Raw genomic sequence first — 19,756 nt, 5'->3', positions numbered from 1 at the left:
TTATCTTAGTTTGAGCGTTACAAGCCCCATCAACACCAACATCAAGGAAATAATCCAAAACCGAATAATCACCCGAGGTTCTGGCCAGCCTTTCAATTCAAAGTGGTGATGAATTGGTGCCATTCTGAAAATACGCTGTTTTCTTAATTTGTAGGAACCCACTTGTAAAATTACAGACAAGGCTTCAACAACAAATACCCCACCCATAATCACTAATAAGAATTCTTGACGAACAAGGATGGCAACAACACCAAGTGCGCCACCAAGTGCAAGAGAGCCTACATCGCCCATAAAGACTTGAGCCGGATAAGTATTAAACCATAAGAAACCTAAGCCTGCGCCTACGATTGCGGTACAGAACACCACGACTTCTGAGCTATATTTGATATAAGGGATATGTAAATATTCTGCAAAATTAACGTTACCAGTCGCCCATGCAATCAAAGCAAATGCACCAGCCACTAAAGCTGTTGGCATAATGGCAAGACCATCTAAACCGTCGGTTAAATTTACCGCATTGCCTGTGCCCACAATCACAAAGTAAGACAACACAATATAGAATAGACCTAATTGCGGCATGATATCTTTGAAGAATGGAATCACTAAACGAGTTGCATCTGTATCATGACCTAACCAATACAACCAAATGATCGCCACTAATGCGACTACTGACATCCAGAAATATTTCCAACGCGCAATTAAACCATCGGTATTTTTACGTGTAATTTTACGGAAATCATCTACAAAGCCAATTGCACCATAACCAAACAATACAAACAAACAAATCCAAACATAAGGATTCGCTAAGTTGGCCCACAATAAAGTACTCACACCAATGGAGAATAAAATCATCACACCGCCCATGGTTGGGGTGCCTTTTTTCGCAAAGTGACTTTCAGGTCCGTCATTACGCACTTCTTGACCAAATTTTAAAATTTGAAGGCGTTTGATCACTTTCGGACCAATCCATAAAGAAATGAAAAGTGCGGTCAATAATGCCAAAATCGCACGTACGGTAATATAGGAAATGGCATTAAATGCCGTTTCATAGCGAACTAAGTATTCAGCAAGCCAAACTAACATAAGCTATCCTTTAATGAATAAATCGTCTCTTCCATTTTCATTGAGCGAGAGCCTTTCGCTAATACGACGACTTTTTGGTTTTCTTGTAATTTCTGTTTAATAATATCTAACGCATAAGCTGTCAATTCAGCTTTATCTGTAAAATGTTTTCCTAAAACAGCTTCAGAAATGACCGCACTTTCTATTCCGTAAGAAAGCACTAAATCTAATTTCGCTTGTTTTGCATGTTCGCCCACTTGTTGATGACATTTTAGACTATCTTCGCCTAATTCTTTCATATCACCCACGAGTAGAATACGGAAAGCATCGTAACCTTTTAAAACATCGATCGCTGCTTGTAAAGAATCGACATTCGCATTGTAAGTATCATCTAATAAAAGTAGATTTTCATTCACTTGAATCGGGAATAATCTTCCTTTTACTTGAGAACGATGTTCAAGACCTGCTTTTACATCAGCAAGACTCGCCCCCACATTCATAGCAAGTGCGGTCGCTGCCAAGGCATTTTTTACATTATGCTCACCTAAATAAGGCAAATTAATTTCAATGCTACCTTTTGGTGAAACTAACGTAAAGGTTGAGCCATTAGGTGAATGTTTTACATTTTCAGCTTTGTAATCACGACCATTAAAATATTGAATAGCATGGGAACCAATTTCTTTTTGCCACAATTCAATATAATTATGTTCACTGTTAATAATCGCCACGCCATTTTGGGTTAAACCACGATAGATTTCACCTTTCGCACGCGCTACACCTTCAATGGAGCCAAATCCCTCTAAATGTGCAGCCGCTACATTATTCACTAATGCGGCCTCAGGCTGAGCAAGATGCGTGGTGTAATCAATTTCACCTTGATGATTGGCACCTAATTCAATAACGGCAAATTTATGTTGTTCGGTTAAGCGTAATAACGTTAATGGTACACCAATATCATTGTTAAAATTACCATTTGTGAATAACACGGCTTCAGGATTGCCAGCTGTTTGTTGCAAAATGGATGCAGTCATCTCTTTCACCGTAGTTTTACCCGATGAACCTGTCATCGCCACGGTACGAGGATTAATTTTTTCACGTAACCATTTTGCTAATTGACCAAGGGCTAAGCGCGTATCTGCGACAACCAATTGTGGCGTTGCAATTTCGGTGTTAGCTTGTTGCACAACTAAGGCTGCCGCACCTTGCTCAACGGCTTTATCTAAGTATTGATGGGCATCAAAATGCTCACCTTTTAACGCAAAGAAAAGCGAGTTAGATACCGATCTACGTGTATCCGTATTGATATTTTCAACAACGGCCTGCTCATCTCCAGTAAGATCAGCATTTAAAATTTGAGCAAGCTGTTGGGTAGTTAGTTTAATCATTCTATTTTTTTATTTTTTCGTTAAATAAGCTTCAGCCACTTCTTGATCGGAGAAATGAAGTGTTTTATCACCAATGATTTGATAATTTTCATGACCTTTACCGGCAATCACAATCACATCATTTTCAACTGCATTCTCAATGGTAAATTTGATGGCTTCTTCGCGATCTGGAATCACACCAACATCTTCCATTCGACTAAAGCCAGTAAGAATATCTGCTTCAATTTTATTTGGGTCTTCTGTACGCGGATTATCTTGGGTTACGATCACTAAATCTGCAAACTGCTCAGCCGCTTTTGCCATCAGCGGACGCTTGCCTGCATCACGATCTCCGCCACAACCAAAGATACACCAAAGTTTGCCTTTACAATGTTCACGCGCGGCATTTAATGCCTTTTCTAATGCATCCGGAGTGTGCGCATAATCAACGATAACAGTTGGTTTGCCTGCTTTTTTAATCAATTCCATTCTTCCATTTACCCCTTTTAGCTGTGAAACTGTACGGATAAGTTCATCAAAAGAATAACCTAAAGCCAATAAAACGGCTGTGGCTAACAGCAGATTACTCACGTTAAAGGCGCCAATTAATGGGCTATGTAATGTGCCATTACCCCAACTTGAAGCAACATCAATCACCGCACCTTCGTGAGTAAAACAAATCTGTGTTGCATAAAGCCATTGTTTAGAAGTTGGTTGAAAATCCGGGCGACAGCTGACTGCAATACCATTTGGTAATTCACTTAACCACGCAGCTCCAATAGGATCGTCAGCATTAAGAATTTGTAATTCGGGGGCTAAATCAACGAAAAAGCGTTTTTTAGCTTCTGCATACTTTTCCATTGTCTCGTGATAATCCAAATGATCACGACTTAAATTGGTAAAAATAGCGGCTTTAAATTTAAGGGCTTCAACACGGTGTTGAACTAAACCATGTGAAGACACTTCGATAGAAGCAAAACCAGCCCCTTTCTCTACAAAATCAGCGAGGTTTTCTTGAACTTCAACGGCTGAGCCTGTGGTGTTTTTTGCTTCTTTAACTTGACCTAACAAGCCATTACCAATAGTACCCATGACGGCTGCTTTATGGCCGAATAGCGTTGCCCATTGAGCTAATAATTGAGAAACGGTGGTTTTACCGTTTGTTCCAGTTACACCAACTAACGTCAGTTTTTCGGAAGGATGTTCATAGAATTTACCTGCCAATGCAGAAAGATTGGCAGATAAATGATAGTAATGAATCACTGGCACATTATTTTGCCATTGGATGCTCAAATGCTCGTTTTCTAAATCTGTTTCTAAAACGACCGCACTTGCGCCAGAAGAGATGGATTGAGGAACAAATTGACTCGCATCAAAACGATGCCCTTTTACTGCCACAAACAAATCACCTTGGGTAACCTTGCGGCTATCTAACACCATCGCCTTCACATTAATGTCTGAAAGCACCGGAAGATCAAAAAGTGCGGTCAATTTTTTCATTGTTTTGCCTTTTCTTAATTCATTTTTTCAAATTTTTGATCGCTTAAGCGAACAGTACGTCTTGCTGTTTTTTCTGTTGGTTCTGCATCTGGTGCAATACCGTTAGCACGTAAGGTATAACCCATAATGCTAGAGAATACCGGGGCAGATACCGCACCACCATAGTACTGCCCGGCTTTCGGATCGTTAATCAAAATAACTAATGCATAACGTGGATCGCTAATTGGTGCTATACCCGCTGTAAATGCCACATATTTATTAACATAGTGACCATTTTCAATTTTACGTGCCGTACCTGTTTTCACACCAACACGATAACCTTCAACCATCGCACGTTTATTTTTGATTGCCACTTTCTCTAACATACCCACGACGTCTTTCGTAATTTTTTCAGAGAAGACACGTTGACCAATGACTGGCGGATCGACTTTTGTGATAGAAAGCGGACGATAAATCCCGAAGCTGCCTAAAGTGGCATAAGCACGCGCAATTTGTAATGGTGTTGAAGTAATACCATAACCATAAGCTACCGTAGCTCGTTCGATATCCGCCCAACGTTTACGGTTTGCATTTAATACACCACGTTGCTCACCAATTAAGCCTAACTCTGTATCTTTACCCAAACCTGCATTTTGGTAAGTTTCCATCAATGCTGAAGGTGGCATACGTAACGCAAGACGGCTCACACCTCGGTTACTGGAGTTAATTAAAATTTCATCTAAGGTTTGTTGTGGGCGAGGTGCCACGTCCACGATTTCTTTACCACTCACAGTAAATGAACCTGTATTAATCACTTCATCACGTCTCGCTGCGCCACGTTGAAGTGCGGTCAAAACAACGAAAGGTTTTACGGTTGAACCTGGCTCAAAGGTATCCGTAATCGCACGGTTACGTTTTAATTCATCTTTTACATTAGCCAAGTTATTTGGGTTGTAAGAAGGCGCTGTTGCCATTGCTAACACTTCACCCGTACGCACATCTACCAATACCGCTGTACCTGATTCTGCTTTATTTTCAGTTACCGCTTTTTTGATTTCACGATACACCATTGATTGCAATTTTTCATCGATGCTTAAGGTCACATCTTGTGCATCGTATTTTTTCTCATCTGCAATATGCTCAACCACGTTACCACGTTTGTCTTTACGAACAACACGTGCACCGTCTTTCCCCACTAGCATTGAGTTAAAGCTCGCCTCAACGCCTTCAATACCTTTACCATCAATGTTGGTAAAGCCGATTAATTGAGCCGCTTCTTCTACACGTGGATAAAAACGACGAGGTTCAGTTTCTAATGAAATACCTTTAATTTTGAGGTCACGGATATAATTTGCTTTGCCCGCCTCTACTTGACGTGCTAAATACAAGAAACCTGATTTTGGATTTTTCTCAATTTTTTTCACCAACTCTGCAGGTGTCATATTTAATTCGTTAGCAAGGGCTTTGATACGTTCTTTATCCTCTAATGCATTTTCTTTTAACATTAAACGAGGTTCAGCCACAATTGCGCTCATCGGCACACTCACCGATAATAATTGGCCATTACGATCTAAAATTGAACCACGAACAGAAAGCACATCATCTTTACGTAATGAACGTTTGTCCGCTTCACCAGAAAGGGTTTCAGAATTAACCGATTGCACATAAGCAGCACGAGCCACTAATGCGCCTAAGCCTAAGAAAATAAAACTTGTCGCAATGAGATAACGACCACGAAGGAAGCATTTCTCAAACACCATTTTCGGTTTGTTTGGTTTTACTGACGCAGGTTGAGCCAATTTTCTAATTGTTTTCTTTGGCTTTCCTGGTTTCTTAGAGGAATTAAATCTAACCATTTTATTCAAAATTCCTATTCAAAAATAACCACTTCTTGTTCACTTTGAACACGTTGCATTTTTAATGTACCAATTGCAATAGATTCAACTCTTGTATTATCACTTTCGGTTGCTTCTTGTAATTGCAAATTGCGATATTCGTTTTCAAGGGCTTGGTGTTGTAATACCAATTGCCCGTTTTCAGAAATTAAGCCTCGTGTTTGGTGGGTCATCCAAATCGTGCCCATTGCAGAAGCTAAAATTAATAAAAGTAAGACGACAACTAATTTATTAGAAGAAAAAATATCTTCAACGAGAATATGTTGTAAAGGATAACGTTCGCTATTTTCTAACATCTTATTTCACCCTTTCCGCAATACGTAAAACCGCACTTCTTGAGCGTGGATTTGCCGAAATTTCAGCCTCACTCGGCTGAATAGCTTTACCAATGATTTTTAACTTTTGATTACGTTGAATTTGATCTTCACGTAGTGGTAAGCCTCTTGGAATATCCTCGCCTTTGCTTTGCTTACGCATGAAATGTTTTACCATTCTGTCTTCAAGTGAATGGAAACTGATAATCGATAAACGCCCTTCAGGGGCTAACATATCTAATGCAGAATTTAATACACTTTCTAATTCATCTAATTCTGCATTAATATAAATTCGAATGGCTTGGAAACTACGAGTAGCCGGATGCTTATGTTTATCTTTAAATGGTACGGCTTGAGCAATTAATTCAGCGAGCTGAGAAGTACGACTCAAACATTCTGTGCCATTTTTAACCGCACTTTTATTAAATTCTACGATGGCAGTGGCAATTCGTTTTGCAAAACGCTCTTCACCAAAGGTTTTTAACACCCAAGTTAAATCATCAACAGATACTTGCTTTAGCCACTCTGCCGCAGATAAACCTTGTGTGGTATCCATGCGCATATCTAACGGGCCATCTTTCATAAAACTGAAACCACGGTCTGCTTCATCAAGCTGTGGAGATGACACCCCTAAATCCAGCAAAATACCGTCAATTTTACCAACTAAATCGAGTTTTTGACAGATGTCTGGAATGTGAGAAAAGCTATTATGTTCAATATGAAAACGAGGGTCTTGAATTTTTTCAGCTTCAGCAATTGCACGAGGGTCGCGATCGATAGCAATTAAACGACCATTTTCAGAAAGTTGGGAAAGAATAAGACGAGAATGACCACCACGACCAAAGGTACCATCGATATAAATTCCGTTTTCTTTCAACGCCAAACCATTCACCGCTTCGTGAAGCAAAACTGTGATATGTTCAGGTGCAGAAAAGGAATTTTGCATAGTCATAAGTAAAAAGTAAACGTTAAATCAAAATCGATAAAGAGAAGATAGAGCGGCGCAAGCACCGCTTATCCTGCTAGTGCTGCTGTTCTATAATGACAGCATTTTTAGTTCTTCAGAAGCACCGAATTCAGCACTTGAGCCAATTTCGATATCTTCATCAATTTGTGCATACCATTCGGTATCACTCCAAATTTCAAATTTATTCAACTGCCCTACCAACATTAAGCCTTTTTCTAATTTTGCGTGTTGACGTAATGGACCACTTAATAAGATACGACCTTGCGCATCCATTTCACATTCAGTGGCATAACCAAGCATAACACGTTGTAAACGGCGTTGATTTGGGTCAAAGTTGGAGAGTGAAAGTAGTTTTTGTTCGATTTTTTCCCACTCATCTAAAGGATAAAGCAATAAACAAGGCTGACGAATATCAACGGTACAAACCATTTGGCCTTGGTTCTTTTCCATGATTTCAGCACGATAACGAGTAGGAATCGCTACACGCCCCTTCGCATCTAAATTTACCGCTGCTGCACCACGAAACATTTTTCTACCTTTAAACGTTTATTTTTAGAAAAATTAGCAGAATTCTCCACAAAATTCCACTTTTCACCACTTTGTGTAAGTTTATCGGTTGTAGCCTTAACTTGCAAGCAATTAAAACGTAAAGATTGGTAAATTTTGGTAATAAAATAAACAAAAAAACCGTTTGAGGTTTTCCTCAAACGGTTTTTAAATTTTTAACTCAATTTGACTAGTTATTTACATAAGCTTCTTCGTCACGAGCACCTAATGGTTTAAGCTGTGTGAAGAATAATACTAAACAAAGTGCTGTTAAACCTAAGCCGATATAAACAGATAATTGATAGTCTAAACCGAAACCAATTTTGTTGTATGCTAGGTAAGTGAAACATACTGTACTGATAAATACCGCAGGAATTGTACATACCCAGTGGAATTTATTATAACGGTATAAGTATGCTGCTGCAGTCCATAACATTACCATCGCTGTGGTTTGGTTTGCCCAAGTGAAGTAACGCCATAAGATTGAGAAGTCGATTTTTGATACGATAAAACCAAGCGTAAATAATGGAACAGCAATCATTAAACGTTTAGCTAAGGTTTTTTGTTCTAAGTTGAAGAATTCTGCAATAACAAGACGTGCCGCACGGAATGCTGTATCGCCTGATGTAATTGGAAGAACAACCACACCTAATACTGCAAAAATACCACCAACAAGACCTAAGAAGTGGATAGAAGAATCATAAACCACTTTAGAAGGAGAACCCGCTTTAATCGCTGCTAATAAATCTGGTAAAGAATCATAGAAACTTAAACCAACCGCACACCATACTAATGCAATCACACCTTCACCGATCATCGCACCGTAGAAAATGAAACGAGCTTCTTTTTCGTTTTCAGTACAACGCGCCATTAACGGGCTTTGTGTTGCGTGGAAACCTGATAATGCACCACAAGAGATTGTTAAGAACAAGAGTGGCCATAATGGTAGATCTGCACGGGTTTCAAAGTTTTGGAAGAATTTCTCAAAAGACATACCGTCCACAGAACGATAGAAAGAAATTGGATCCGCAGAGCTAAGATCTGCACTGACTAAACCATATACCATACCTACTGACATAAAGAGCAATAATGCACCGAAGAACGGATAGATACGACCAATGATTTTATCAACTGGAAGTAATGTCGCAAGAATATAGTAAATGAAGATGATAGCAGTCCAAACATTGATAACAGTTGCTTTGTCCATACCCCAAACGGTAATACCACCCGCTTCAGCTGCTTGATGGATTTCTTCCGCATTGCTAATAGAAATGCTACCTGTAGCAGCACCGAATACGTCCATAGTGATCGTACCCATTAATTGAGCAGGACTTGCAACGAATACCACACCCACTAATAATAAAAGCACAACAGCTAATACGTTAATGAATGCTTTAACTGGACGACCTAAGTATTTACCTGCAAGGTTTGGCATAGATGCCCCGCCATTACGCACACTTAACATTCCGCAGAAATAATCGTGTACTGCACCAGCAAAGATACAACCAACGACGATCCAAAGCATAGCAACTGGTCCGTATAACGCACCAAGAATCGGACCAAAGATTGGGCCTGTACCAGCAATATTTAATAATTGAATTAACCAAATCTTGGTTTTAGACATGGGCATATAGTCAACGCCATCATTCATGGTATACGCTGGCGTTTGACGATTTGGATTGATCACAAAAATGCGCTCAATCACTCGACTATAAAAGAAATAACCTGCAAGCAATAACGCCACGCAGAAGAAAAACCACAACATAAAAAATACTCCTCAGGAATAAATGAATACCGAAATCTAGCCATATGCTAGACTTCGTCGGCGGTATTCTAAGTTAAAATTCTCAAAATCAAAAATTTTAATTTTTACAATGTTTCAAATTTGTGATCTATATCACGTTTATCATTACGCTTTTTTCACTTACAATAAGCTCATAAATTCAAATAATTAAAAAAGGATCATAAATGGCTCTTACTCGCTGCCCTGAATGTCGTAAAAAAATCAGCGAATCCGCTCAATTTTGTCCGAATTGTGGTTTTTCTTTTAAAGAAGAAGATCTTGAAATTTACAAACAAAAACTCGAAGAACGACGCCAACATAATGCCGAAATTAATCGAAAAAGCACTAAACTTCACCTTATTTGGTTCGCTATTTTCACCATCGTTATTTTGCTCGCAAGTTGGCTGACAGGAGAATAAAAAGTGCGGTCAAAAAATAATGAAAATTTTGACCGCACTTTAATTAGAACCCAATCCGTCGTGTCGTTGAAGAAAACGCTGGTTTCACTTCACATTCACCTTGTAATGAGCTCAGCCAATCTTGCACCTTTTGAAAAGGAGAAAATTGGTGACGACGAGCCACTGCAGCAAAATCTCCAGGCGTCAGCAGATTAAGCGATTCAATCTGACTTAAATCCTCTTCCGATAATGATGGCAACCCTAAGATTTCAGCCTGTTGTTTAGCAAAATCTAAACGTTGTTTCAGTGTTAAATAATCAAACTTCAATTTCAAATCAAAGCGACGTAATGCTGCTGGATCAAGCACTTCAATCAGGTTTGTTGAAACCACCATTAATCCCTCAAAACGTTCAATTTGTGTCAACATTTCATTCACTTGTGAATGTTCCCAACTTCGGTCTGCGCCTTCTCGAGAAAATAAGAAGGTATCTACTTCATCTAGCACCAATAACGCATTATCATTTTTCGCTTGTTCAAAGGCTTGTGCAATATTTCGTTCTGTTCCGCCCACATAAGAATCAAGTAAATCAGAGCCTTGTTTTAACAACAGTGGCATATCTAACTCCTCAGCAAGCCATGCTGCCCAAGCAGTTTTTCCTGTTCCTGGCGGGCCATAGCAACAAATTCGCCCTTTTTTCGACCGTTTTAACCCTTCACTAATATGATGAATATTGTCATTACAAGCCACATAATCCAAGTTATAGTCGGCTTTGCCTAAAACAAGCGGTTCGATTTTCGGTTTATTTTGCGATTTTAAGGTTTGATTAAACATCATGAGCAAAGTCTCAGCAAAATTAGATGTGTTGAGTTCCTTTGCCACCCGAATTGTACGGCTTAAAATCGCCGGCGTTAATGACCGCACTTTCGCAAAATGCTGCACATAAGCCGAACTTAATTTCCCCTCAGTCAGTTGCGTAATCAATGCTGACTTATTTTTCAACGGCAAATCAGGCATTTCTAAAATAAAATCAAATCGGCGTAAAAAAGCAGGATCTATGCCAAAAACAGAATTAGATATCCAAATCATCGGCACATTGTTATTTTCTAATAATTGATTCATCCAAGCTTTATTTTTCTGCGCTACTGAACGCTCAAAAAAACCAGCGCGAAAAACATCTTCTATTTCATCAAAAATCAATAACGAAGATTGCCCTTCTAAAATCTTTTGTGCAACACGGCATTTATTCAAACGCTCTTCCGCTCGGATCACTTCCTCATTTTCATCCATATAAGTAATATTATGTGCCGAAACACTCACTGCTTTTGCTAATAACGTTGCGAACTCTGTTTTTCCTGTACCTGGTGCACCATAAATTAAAATATTTACACCTTTTCTATGAGTAGCGAATGAGGACTGAAGATAATCCAGCATCATTGTTTTCATCTCGTTTAAATAAGCAAAATCGTCTAAACTCAAACTAGGTTCAATAGCTGGTTTTGTACAAGCTTTTAATAACACCTGCTCATTTAATGGTTCTGAGATGAATTCATCAAAATCTAACATTTTTCCCCAATCCAAATAGTCATGGAGGCTATCTGGATTATAGTTTCGTTCAAGCAAGCCATAGCCTAATAGTTTTCCCTTATCTTTTAAGGCAGAAATAATGTCCGATTTTGGCAAACCAAATAAATTTGATAATACCTCACTTACCCCTACAAAATTAGATTTTGGTAATACCTCGCTCAATTTTTTCAATGGCTCATCTAAGCGTAGCTGAACCGATAAACGGAAAAGCGTCTGCTCAGTAGTATTCAATGATAATAATTGGGTCAGCGTATCAATATTTTGTTGAATAATTGGATTCTCGTTTACGCAAAGAGCGGTCAATTTTGGCAACGTTTTATTTCGTGCTTGTAATAATTTTTTTACTTTCGCACGAAAATCATCGCAACGCTCCATTTCACTCGGTAAACCTAAAGCCGCTGCAATATTGTCATAGTGCCAAACATCTTCATGAAAAACCTCTGCAAATCCTCGATATTCCAATAAAAGTTGCAACATTAATTTTTCGGTATAAGGGGAAACCGATGGGGGGTTAAGTTTGAATTTAGACATAATCATCACTCCAATAAAAAATGCTCAAACCTATTAGGTTTGAGCATAGTTTAAGAAGTAGAGCGACGGATTATGTCGTTAGGAATTTAAAGAAATATCATATCGTTCTTTTAAATACTTTATCATTAAGTTCTTACGATACTGGATAAAGTCTATGTAATTATTCCATACTTCACTATCCAAATCAGGAATAAAATCAAATTTTTCTTTAAGCTCTGGATGAGACAATAAAAATTCTTTCGGAGATTTATTCCATTTATAAAGATTTACACCTGCAGGTAATATTTGGAAATTCCATAAGACATCAACTTCATTTTGATAAATCTCATCATCAATACCTCTATTCATTGGAAATATATGATCAATATGAGGTTTATTTTCCGTAAAATTAAATGCTCTTCCTGGTTGTAACATTTTTAAAGCAAACCAAGGCTGCCAAGTAAAGTTACTTTCATTTAATTCACCTACACGATTTTTGGATACTGCAAATGCTTTGATTTCACTTAGAGGAAATTCATGTTGATTTTTTGCTGCTTCTGTAGCCAAACGAGAAAATTCGTTGACCATTGTCTGCGTATTCCAATCCAAAATTTGTGAAGATAAAAAGTATTGATGAACAGCTTTCATTTGCTTTTTATGTTCGTCATTATAATTATCACTCCATTTATAATTATGATTAATCTCGTTTCGTCTAATTAAATAAATTATCATTGGCAATATAGCTGCCCATCTAGGTATGATATAATTATGGTTTATATTAAACTCGCTTCTTAAATAATTAAAAAAATCAAGAAGAGGAATCTCTACATCTTCTAATTTACTATTAAATAGATCAAGTTCCTCATCAGTTCCCTTGAAGTAGCGATCATCTACGCGAATTGTCCCCTTAATCAAAAGATAAAGTAATTGCAATAACTGTTCTGAAGAAAATTCAATATCATATTTTTTAATTTTATTAGAAAGCTCCCATAATTTCTCTTCAAAATCATAATATTTTGCCTTTATTTTACTTAAAACCAATTCTACTGAAGTCAACGAAACTCCTCCAATATTTAATCGACGAAAAACCTCATTTGCCGTATCAGGACTATTTGCTTTAATTGAGAAATAAGCAATTTGTTTTTTATGATCTTTTACAAAAACATCCCATAATCTATCAAAATTTTGACAAACAATAGGTCTTTTTTCTTTATCATGCTCATACAAAGGTTTTAACCTATCTTCGATAGTATATTTTGCTTCCGATTCTTCCGATGCTTCTGGACAAGATATAGAACAAAGCTCTGTCAACTTTAAATAACGTAATTCAGGGGTTGCATCCTTATTTCTAAATAAGAAACCTGTTTCATCTGCATTTGCATTTTTAGCATCAAAAAATAAATCATAATGTAAAACCCGATCATTAAATGTATATTTCAGTACAGAATATAAAGTTTGTAATCGTTGCTGCCCATCATAAACTAACGATTTACTTTGCCCCCATCTACCTTCTTCAACCGACTTATTGAATTTATTTGATGCGTAATCAGTTAAGAATAGTCGGAAAGGTACTTTAGCTGAATTTTCCCATACAACAATCCCGCCGATAGGATAACCTTGCAATAAAGAATCTAATAATAAGCACACATAATCTTCAGAATTATTGCGATTTCCCCAAACATACTGGCGTTGCACTTCCGGCAAATACCAACCGTTTGTATTGGCATTAATTTTATCTAAAACTTCACGAATGGAGATTCCTTGGTAAGACATAATTTTTCCTTATTAGAATGTTAAATCACAAAGTGAATTATAAAAGTTTCATTTAAGAATAACCATCGATAAATCATCATAAAAGACTTGCTTCGCAACTAATTTACGACACACCGTCAATCGAGATTTATCATTATCATATTGTTTCCAAATTTTTTCTCTTACTTCAGCAGAAAGTCCATCTGTTAATCCATCAGAACACAGTAATAAACTTTCCCCTTGTTGAATTTTAATTTCTTGATAAAAAATTTTATCTTGAAATTCGGAATAATCCGCGACTAAACAAGAAGAAACACCGCCATAAATCGTGGCAAAATCTTCTTCTTTTTTATCGGGAAAATCAGTCAATAATTCAGACAGAATTGAATGATCTTGCGTAATTTGTTGCCATTTTCCTTGGGCATCAATTAAATAAGCACGGCTATCGCCTACGCTGAGAATTTTGGCTTTACGGGTTATTTGATCAATTTCAGCCGCAACAAAAGTGGTTGCTGCGCCAAAATAATCCTCCGCTAATTCTGCAGATAAACTAGATTGTAAATCGTAGATCGTTTGACTACTTATGCTTTCCATTTGGCTTAATAATTGCATTGCCAACTTGCTCGCTTTTTCAGGTCGGTTGCTATTGGAAATACCATCTGCCACGCCCACAATAAAGTGCGGTCGGTTTTCAAGGCGTTTTTCAGCCGTTTTGAGTTTATATTGAAACACCGCCTCACCATTAAAAAGGGCATCTTGGTTGTGTCGCTTGTTGCTGCCAATTTGTTGGCAGAAGGTAATTTCGCAAAAATTTTCCATTATTCAACCGCTTATTGAGAAGGATTTAGCAGGCGATCAATCGCTTTTAGGGCATCTAACGCCTTCATTTCTAGACTTAAAAAGTGCATTTTCGGCACACCTGCATCTTGTGGGTTAATACGGATAAATCCACCCTTTTTTGCTTTCGCCGTACGTTCAGAAAAGCGACGCACAGTTGGAATAGCTTTCCCCGCCCCCAGTTCGATGACGACGAGATTTTGCACTTCTTTTAACCATAAATCGAGCTTATTTCGTTTTAAATTTTGATAATTACTGCTGTAAAAATAATCGTCAAACATGAGTACATTCTGTCTTGCTAAACGCTGACAATAAGGACAACGAGGTGGCTCACTCAATAAGCGCAAGTTTTCGTTATCCACCACAGGTTGAAATTCTTTTGCAGACCAACTTAAATCGCGGCAATTATGCGCACACTGCAAACGCTCTAGTGTGCCATGCACTTCATAAATGCGCCCTTCTTCAAACCCTGCTTTCTGAAAATGCCCATCCACATTACTTGTAAAAACAAAATAACCATACGGTTTGCTTTCTGCCCAACGTTTTAAAATTTGGTAGCCATCATGCGGGATTGTTGCGCGATATTGCGATAAGCGATGCCCGTAAAACCAATAAGCTAACTCTTGATGAGTTTCATAAGCCAATGGCGTCGCAATATCTTCAAAATTGATATTGCGGCCTTTAAACATTGGGTAAGCATTCCAAAACCCGCCGACACTTCTAAAATCTGGCAAACCTGAATCTACGCTCATTCCTGCCCCGGCCGTAATTAAAATGCCATCAGCCTTATGGATAAGTTCCACTGCATAATTTAAGTCATTTTTCATAATACTTTTCTCTGTCCATTTTTCATTGGTGAAATAACCCCAGCTTCCTCTAGCTGCGCTACAATTCTCGCAGCTCGATTAAAGCCTAAACTAAATTTGCGTTGAATCCGTGAACCAGATGTAAATTTTTCTTGTTGCACGAATTTTTTTACATCCTCAAAAAGTGGATCTCGTTTAAAAGTGACTTTCATTGCCATAAGTTTTCTCCTGTGTTGTTTCTATAAAAGGGCTTAAGCGTGTTGTAAGAGGTAAAAAACTCTCTTTTATGGAAAAAATTATATGGAAGGAAGCGACATTTCGTGTCGCTGGAGAATGTTACAAGCGGTTATTTTTAGAAGATCTTTTACAAATAAGATTATCCTTATTGCAATATGTATATTTATCTGTTTATATATACATATAACTTATTAAGGAAAAGAATATGAATAACCAAAATCCGATTGAAATTTACCAAGCTCAAGATGGCACAACACAAGTGGAAGTAAGATTTGAAAATGATACCGTTTGGCTTTCTCAGGCGCAGATGGCAAATATTTTTGATACTAGCTCAGATAACATAAGCCTACACTTAAAAAATATTTTTAATGAAGCAGAACTTGATGAAAATTTAACTACCGAGGATTTCTCGGTAGTTCGACAAGAAGGGAAAAGACAAGTTACTCGTAAGGTTAAACATTATAATTTGGATGCTATTATTTCAGTAGGCTATCGAGTGAAGTCTAAATCTGCAACAAATTTTAGAATCTGGGCAACGGCACGTTTAAAAGAATATCTGACTCAAGGCTATACCATTAACCAAAAACGTTTACAGCAAAATGCTCACGAATTAGAACAAGCACTTGCACTCATTCAAAAAACGGCAAACTCATCAGAATTAACGCTAGAAAGTGGTCGTGGATTAGTGGATATTGTCAGCCGTTATACGCATACCTTTTTATGGCTACAACAATATGATGAAGGTTTACTTACCGAACCACAAACACAGCAAGGCGGTACGTTACCGACTTATATTGAGGCCTGTTCTGCACTAGCAGAGTTAAAATTACAGCTGATGGCAAAAGGTGAAGCAAGTGATCTGTTTGGACGTGAACGAGATAATGGCTTATCTGCGATTCTAGGCAATTTAGATCAAAGTGTATTTGGTGAACCCGCTTATCCAAGCATTGAAGCAAAAGCAGCGCATTTACTTTATTTTGTCGTCAAGAACCATCCTTTTTCAGATGGTAATAAACGCAGTGGCGCATTTTTATTTGTCGATTTCTTACATAGAAATGGGCGTTTGTTTGATCATGATGGACACCCTGTTATCAATGATACGGGGCTTGCAGCACTCACTTTATTAGTTGCTGAATCTGATCCGAAACAAAAAGAAACGCTTATTAGGCTTATTATGCATATGCTTAAACATAAGCAAGATAAGTAATGATAAATAGCGACCGAAGTCGCTATTTATCTATCAACGTTAAACTTAACAAAAAAATTATTTACATAATTCTTTTACTGACTCTACTAATGCTTCCATTTTGTCGTAAGAATTAATGCCACTTGGGCCACCAAAAAATGGGCAAACACAAATTAAAGTATCATTGTACTTGCGATAGAAGATATTAAACTCTTTCAACGCTTTAGTTTCATATACGGCCTCTCCAGTAAAAAACTTAAAGAAGTTATCTTTTTCAGTGACTCCCGTACAAATAATAACTTTAGGATTACATTCATCTATAAGTTGACGATAAAAAGCACCACGATTTTCAACGCACCACTCTCTATATTCATTGAATGTTTCAAATCCTGTCATCTTAATGAATTGATCATTCCATTTAATTGATGATCTATTTTTAAAATTGATTGGTAGCATATTTAATTTGAAACCAATACCTTGTGGGTAAAGCACATCGTATTTTTTAACAAAATGCTCCGCACTTTCTCCATTTTTCCAATCTAAATTGTAGTAGTACCACAAAAACCAACATATTTTTCTGTTATATTGAGTAGTCCAACTACCATCAAAATCATCCTCTACCCAAGAATGCGGTATTAATTTAGGGGTTAAACTAAATTTCTCATAAAAATCATCTGGCGAGTTTTCATCACCTATTCCCCATTCTAATCCACAAAACCATACTTCTGATTTAGGATTTCCACCATCACCTCCCGCGAAAGACACCGCTATTTTTTTAAATTCTTCTGTTACCATTATTCTTATCCTCATTATTTAAGTAGATTTGTCCAAATCCCTATGGTTTCTTCTTGAATTACGCCTTTTTCTTGACCTAATTTTATTGCCAGTTGCTGTAAACTTTTAGCCAACTCAGGATGACCACAATAATTTAAACTACGAATGATGCGAGAAATCTTCTTACTTTCATGCCCGATATTACGTAGCCAAACTTTACGTTCACTCAATTCAGGTTTTGGGAATATTTTATTATCTTCACGATATAAACAGAAGTAATCCAGAATAAAATCAATAGAATATAAAAATTTCTTTTGAATAGCTTCATTTTCAATAAAAAATATTCGGTCTTTCTCATTAAAAACTGGCACTGAACGATTCCATTTGGAACTTTCAGTAACGGGTAAAAGCCAAGGAATATATAAATAAGCATCACCAACCATTCTTTTTGGCATTGCCCACATATCTTGCAAAGATAAATTATGTTGGCTTTTTCTTTGTTCTAAATAAAATTCAATTACTGGATGCATACGTTTCTCGTTAATTCATCAGTCATACAGTATAGCGATATAAAACTCGCTATTTATGTGAAAAGTGCGGTCAGTTTTCTATGATTTTTTAATTTTCTCCAATAACTCTGCTACTACCTTCGGAACGCCCTCACCCGCTTTTTCTTTGATTGCAATCACTTTCTTACGGACAAATCCTGTATTGGGATTGGGATCGATCAAATAGATAAGTGAACCATATGGAGCGAGATTTACTAATCCATTAGCAGGATAAACCTGTAATGAAGTGCCAATAACAATCACAATATCTGCCTTTTTCACTAACTTTTCTGCTTTAGGAAACATGGGTACATTTTCCCCAAAAAAGACTATATGTGGACGCATTGGATGACCGTGATTATCCTTATCCTCTAATAGTTGATCACCCAAACATGGAACAATGTAATCGGTATTAAAACTGCTGCGAGCTTTATTCAATTCCCCATGTAAATGGAGTACGTTAGTACTTCCCGCTCGCTCATGTAAATCATCTACATTTTGAGTAATTATATGAACCTCATAAAACGCTTCCAATTCAACCAAAGCCAAGTGTGCAGCATTAGGCTCTGCCGCTTGAGCATTACGACGTCGTTCATTATAAAATGCCAATACTTTTGCTCGATTTTTCTTTAAGGCTTCAGGTGTGCAAACTTCTTCTACTTTATGCCCTGCCCACAAGCCATCTTCCGCTCTAAAAGTAGGAATACCACTTTCAGCACTAATTCCTGCCCCAGTTAATACCACGCAAATTGGTTTCTTTTCCAAAGTCATTTTTCACGCTCCTTTTTGTCGTAAAATTTCATCAACCTGTCTATCTCTCGCCATCATGCCAAAAATATTCCCTGCTTTATAAAGTGGTTGATAATTATAGCTTTCAATATGCAAGAATGGCTTATCTGAAAGGCGTTGGAAATATTGTTTTAGCTGTGATTTTGAGCGTAATAACACGTCATATTCGGCTTGAATATGAGCACTCATTGCTTCAATACGCATTTTAAATTCATCACTGAGATAAGGGCTGATAATTAAATAGACCGTTTTCTGTTCGGTTGCTGTTTCATCTGCATAAACACATGCCAAATTAAACACTTGCCATTTATAGCGATCGGCAAAAGCACCAATGATTCGACTTTGCTCCTCATTTTCAACTTGCACGAGGGCGGCTGGCTTTTTCAAGCAATCTTGCAAAATATCACTTGGCGTAAAAGGGCCACAGTCCAAATAAGATAGTACACAGTTCCAGTTAGCAAATTGTTCAGTACCAAAATGCAAATGTTTACCTTCAAATTTATCCGCCCCATTTTTAGTGCGATCATCAATTAAATAATCGCCTTGGTTTAAGTTTTTATGGTGAGATAAAATTAACCGCTTGTATAATGCTGAGCCTTTTTCTTCGCCGAAATAATGCTGGATCCATTTTACTTTATCGCTCCAAGCGGATGGATTATGCCAAGGAGCGGTAGAAAGTGCGTAAATATGGTATTTCTTCATCAATTTATGGACAGCAGAAATCGCGTTTGGCATGGGTTCCATTAAGCTGAAAATACCTTCGACTTCATCATATCGACCTTCATACTCTTGCTTGGTTTTCTCATCTAATTTTGCAATACCAGACGGAAAATCAACCATCACATTATCCATATCAATATAAACAATTTTCTTCATTTTAATGCCCTCTCTGTTGATGGCTTAATGATAAAAGATGAAGCGACA

At 37.5% G+C, this 19,756-nt stretch carries 19 protein-coding genes; 2 read left to right on the top strand and 17 right to left on the bottom strand.

What is annotated here, in order from left to right:
* From mraY to PARA_RS06285, 8 genes are all read right to left on the bottom strand, one after another.
* On the bottom strand, positions 1-1,083 hold the full coding sequence (gene mraY / locus PARA_RS06320) for a phospho-N-acetylmuramoyl-pentapeptide-transferase (RefSeq protein WP_014065029.1): 1,083 nt from the start codon (positions 1,081-1,083) through the stop codon (positions 1-3).
* Positions 1,077-2,447 (bottom strand): UDP-N-acetylmuramoyl-tripeptide--D-alanyl-D-alanine ligase, encoded by a 1,371-nt coding sequence (gene murF / locus PARA_RS06315; RefSeq protein ID WP_014065028.1) that lies wholly within the window; start codon positions 2,445-2,447, stop codon positions 1,077-1,079. Before murF ends, mraY begins: the two co-directional genes overlap by 7 nt.
* A gap of 9 nt (positions 2,448-2,456) precedes the next feature.
* The gene (murE, locus tag PARA_RS06310) at positions 2,457-3,926 is read right to left on the bottom strand and encodes a UDP-N-acetylmuramoyl-L-alanyl-D-glutamate--2,6-diaminopimelate ligase (RefSeq protein ID WP_014065027.1); all 1,470 of its coding nucleotides are present in this window, start codon (positions 3,924-3,926) and stop codon (positions 2,457-2,459) included.
* Between the two features lie 14 nt (positions 3,927-3,940).
* Positions 3,941-5,761, bottom strand: coding sequence for a penicillin-binding transpeptidase domain-containing protein (locus PARA_RS06305; protein WP_014065026.1), 1,821 nt, complete (start codon positions 5,759-5,761; stop codon positions 3,941-3,943).
* A 14-nt stretch (positions 5,762-5,775) separates the two neighbouring features.
* Positions 5,776-6,096, bottom strand: coding sequence for a cell division protein FtsL (gene ftsL / locus PARA_RS06300; RefSeq protein WP_014065025.1), 321 nt, complete (start codon positions 6,094-6,096; stop codon positions 5,776-5,778).
* A gap of 1 nt (position 6,097) precedes the next feature.
* Positions 6,098-7,066, bottom strand: a complete 969-nt coding sequence (gene rsmH, locus PARA_RS06295; RefSeq protein WP_041918241.1) for a 16S rRNA (cytosine(1402)-N(4))-methyltransferase RsmH — start codon at positions 7,064-7,066, stop codon at positions 6,098-6,100.
* Positions 7,067-7,150: 84 nt separating this feature from the next.
* On the bottom strand, positions 7,151-7,609 hold the full coding sequence (gene mraZ, locus PARA_RS06290) for a division/cell wall cluster transcriptional repressor MraZ (RefSeq protein ID WP_005696540.1): 459 nt from the start codon (positions 7,607-7,609) through the stop codon (positions 7,151-7,153).
* A gap of 208 nt (positions 7,610-7,817) precedes the next feature.
* Positions 7,818-9,392, bottom strand: coding sequence for a carbon starvation protein A (locus tag PARA_RS06285; RefSeq protein ID WP_014065023.1), 1,575 nt, complete (start codon positions 9,390-9,392; stop codon positions 7,818-7,820).
* A gap of 203 nt (positions 9,393-9,595) precedes the next feature.
* Between PARA_RS06285 and PARA_RS06280 the strand changes: the two genes are divergently transcribed.
* Positions 9,596-9,829, top strand: a complete 234-nt coding sequence (locus PARA_RS06280) for a zinc ribbon domain-containing protein (RefSeq protein WP_014065022.1) — start codon at positions 9,596-9,598, stop codon at positions 9,827-9,829.
* A 43-nt stretch (positions 9,830-9,872) separates the two neighbouring features.
* Here PARA_RS06280 and PARA_RS06275 read toward each other — a convergent pair whose 3' ends face one another.
* From PARA_RS06275 to PARA_RS06255, 5 genes are all read right to left on the bottom strand, one after another.
* Positions 9,873-11,924 carry an AAA family ATPase gene (locus PARA_RS06275; RefSeq protein ID WP_041918240.1) on the bottom strand — a complete coding sequence of 684 codons (2,052 nt, stop codon included), beginning with the start codon at positions 11,922-11,924 and terminating at the stop codon, positions 9,873-9,875.
* Positions 11,925-12,002: 78 nt separating this feature from the next.
* Positions 12,003-13,676, bottom strand: coding sequence for a DUF262 domain-containing protein (locus PARA_RS06270; RefSeq protein WP_014065020.1), 1,674 nt, complete (start codon positions 13,674-13,676; stop codon positions 12,003-12,005).
* Positions 13,677-13,724: 48 nt separating this feature from the next.
* Positions 13,725-14,474, bottom strand: a complete 750-nt coding sequence (locus tag PARA_RS06265) for a PP2C family protein-serine/threonine phosphatase (protein WP_014065019.1) — start codon at positions 14,472-14,474, stop codon at positions 13,725-13,727.
* 11 nt (positions 14,475-14,485) lie between these two features.
* On the bottom strand, positions 14,486-15,319 hold the full coding sequence (locus PARA_RS06260; protein WP_014065018.1) for an SIR2 family NAD-dependent protein deacylase: 834 nt from the start codon (positions 15,317-15,319) through the stop codon (positions 14,486-14,488).
* Positions 15,316-15,516 carry a DNA translocase FtsK gene (locus tag PARA_RS06255; RefSeq protein WP_041918239.1) on the bottom strand — a complete coding sequence of 67 codons (201 nt, stop codon included), beginning with the start codon at positions 15,514-15,516 and terminating at the stop codon, positions 15,316-15,318. The genes PARA_RS06260 and PARA_RS06255 overlap by 4 nt, the downstream gene beginning before the upstream one ends.
* Before the next feature lie 224 nt (positions 15,517-15,740).
* On the opposite strand from PARA_RS06255, the gene rhuM reads away from it, so the two are divergent.
* On the top strand, positions 15,741-16,742 hold the full coding sequence (gene rhuM / locus PARA_RS06250; RefSeq protein WP_014065017.1) for a RhuM family protein: 1,002 nt from the start codon (positions 15,741-15,743) through the stop codon (positions 16,740-16,742).
* Positions 16,743-16,799: 57 nt separating this feature from the next.
* On the opposite strand, the gene PARA_RS06245 is transcribed toward rhuM, so the two are convergent.
* The 4 genes from PARA_RS06245 to PARA_RS06230 all read right to left on the bottom strand — a co-directional run bounded on the left by PARA_RS06245 (position 16,800) and on the right by PARA_RS06230 (position 19,708).
* On the bottom strand, positions 16,800-17,516 hold the full coding sequence (locus tag PARA_RS06245; RefSeq protein WP_014065016.1) for a hypothetical protein: 717 nt from the start codon (positions 17,514-17,516) through the stop codon (positions 16,800-16,802).
* 14 nt (positions 17,517-17,530) lie between these two features.
* Positions 17,531-18,025 carry an opioid growth factor receptor-related protein gene (locus PARA_RS06240; RefSeq protein ID WP_014065015.1) on the bottom strand — a complete coding sequence of 165 codons (495 nt, stop codon included), beginning with the start codon at positions 18,023-18,025 and terminating at the stop codon, positions 17,531-17,533.
* Between the two features lie 78 nt (positions 18,026-18,103).
* Positions 18,104-18,814: an SIR2 family NAD-dependent protein deacylase gene (locus tag PARA_RS06235; protein WP_014065014.1), complete on the bottom strand. Its 711-nt coding sequence runs from the start codon at positions 18,812-18,814 to the stop codon at positions 18,104-18,106.
* Positions 18,815-18,817: 3 nt separating this feature from the next.
* Positions 18,818-19,708, bottom strand: a complete 891-nt coding sequence (locus tag PARA_RS06230; protein WP_014065013.1) for a 5' nucleotidase, NT5C type — start codon at positions 19,706-19,708, stop codon at positions 18,818-18,820.
* Between the last annotated feature and the right edge of the window lie 48 nt (positions 19,709-19,756).

The sequence above is a fragment of the Haemophilus parainfluenzae T3T1 genome, from assembly GCF_000210895.1.
GTDB lineage: Bacteria > Pseudomonadota > Gammaproteobacteria > Enterobacterales > Pasteurellaceae > Haemophilus_D > Haemophilus_D parainfluenzae_A.
Note: the sequence above shows the minus strand (reverse complement) of the source record. Positions and strands in the feature narration are given on the sequence as shown.

Bases quoted from the DNA above. Each gene is read 5' to 3' on its own strand.
- mraY (WP_014065029.1), bottom strand. From the start codon at position 1,083: ATGTTAGTTTGGCTTGCTGAATACTTAGTTCGCTATGAAACGGCATTT.
- murF (WP_014065028.1), bottom strand. From the start codon at position 2,447: ATGATTAAACTAACTACCCAACAGCTTGCTCAAATTTTAAATGCTGAT.
- murE (WP_014065027.1), bottom strand. From the start codon at position 3,926: ATGAAAAAATTGACCGCACTTTTTGATCTTCCGGTGCTTTCAGACATT.
- PARA_RS06305 (WP_014065026.1), bottom strand. From the start codon at position 5,761: ATGGTTAGATTTAATTCCTCTAAGAAACCAGGAAAGCCAAAGAAAACA.
- ftsL (WP_014065025.1), bottom strand. From the start codon at position 6,096: ATGTTAGAAAATAGCGAACGTTATCCTTTACAACATATTCTCGTTGAA.
- rsmH (WP_041918241.1), bottom strand. From the start codon at position 7,066: ATGACTATGCAAAATTCCTTTTCTGCACCTGAACATATCACAGTTTTG.
- mraZ (WP_005696540.1), bottom strand. From the start codon at position 7,609: ATGTTTCGTGGTGCAGCAGCGGTAAATTTAGATGCGAAGGGGCGTGTA.
- PARA_RS06285 (WP_014065023.1), bottom strand. From the start codon at position 9,392: ATGTTGTGGTTTTTCTTCTGCGTGGCGTTATTGCTTGCAGGTTATTTC.
- PARA_RS06280 (WP_014065022.1), top strand. From the start codon at position 9,596: ATGGCTCTTACTCGCTGCCCTGAATGTCGTAAAAAAATCAGCGAATCC.
- PARA_RS06275 (WP_041918240.1), bottom strand. From the start codon at position 11,924: ATGTCTAAATTCAAACTTAACCCCCCATCGGTTTCCCCTTATACCGAA.
- PARA_RS06270 (WP_014065020.1), bottom strand. From the start codon at position 13,676: ATGTCTTACCAAGGAATCTCCATTCGTGAAGTTTTAGATAAAATTAAT.
- PARA_RS06265 (WP_014065019.1), bottom strand. From the start codon at position 14,474: ATGGAAAATTTTTGCGAAATTACCTTCTGCCAACAAATTGGCAGCAAC.
- PARA_RS06260 (WP_014065018.1), bottom strand. From the start codon at position 15,319: ATGAAAAATGACTTAAATTATGCAGTGGAACTTATCCATAAGGCTGAT.
- PARA_RS06255 (WP_041918239.1), bottom strand. From the start codon at position 15,516: ATGGCAATGAAAGTCACTTTTAAACGAGATCCACTTTTTGAGGATGTA.
- rhuM (WP_014065017.1), top strand. From the start codon at position 15,741: ATGAATAACCAAAATCCGATTGAAATTTACCAAGCTCAAGATGGCACA.
- PARA_RS06245 (WP_014065016.1), bottom strand. From the start codon at position 17,516: ATGGTAACAGAAGAATTTAAAAAAATAGCGGTGTCTTTCGCGGGAGGT.
- PARA_RS06240 (WP_014065015.1), bottom strand. From the start codon at position 18,025: ATGCATCCAGTAATTGAATTTTATTTAGAACAAAGAAAAAGCCAACAT.
- PARA_RS06235 (WP_014065014.1), bottom strand. From the start codon at position 18,814: ATGACTTTGGAAAAGAAACCAATTTGCGTGGTATTAACTGGGGCAGGA.
- PARA_RS06230 (WP_014065013.1), bottom strand. From the start codon at position 19,708: ATGAAGAAAATTGTTTATATTGATATGGATAATGTGATGGTTGATTTT.